This window comes from Idiomarina sp. ST10R2A5 (assembly GCF_051842325.1).
Classification (GTDB): Bacteria; Pseudomonadota; Gammaproteobacteria; order Enterobacterales; family Alteromonadaceae; genus Idiomarina; species Idiomarina abyssalis.
Genome location: NZ_JBNIEX010000037.1, coordinates 1 through 266, shown reverse-complemented (window position 1 = coordinate 266; position 266 = coordinate 1). Strand labels below are relative to the sequence as shown.

1 pseudogene is annotated in these 266 nt (G+C 64.7%); it reads right to left on the bottom strand.

What is annotated here, in order from left to right:
• Positions 1–266, bottom strand: a pseudogene (locus ACP7FG_RS13030) (AAA family ATPase); the annotation flags it as partial.

The following is a 266-nucleotide window of genomic DNA, read 5'->3' as shown; positions in this document are numbered from 1 at the left end:
CGACGCCGTCGTGAAAGCCCCGGTCGACGCGCTCGCGGAGGATTTCGACGATCTCTGGCTCGTCGTACTTCGGGAAGTACACCTCCTCGGGGCGGAAGACGCTCTGGACGCGGCCGTCCAGGGCCTCGATCATGTCGAGGTCGAGATCGGAGGAGATCACGATGACGCCGATCTTCGCCCCGCCCTGCTCCTCGTGGGCGCGCAAAAGCGAGTACAGCGTGTCGGAGGCCTCGGACTCGTAGAAGAGGTAGTTGACGTCGTCCAGC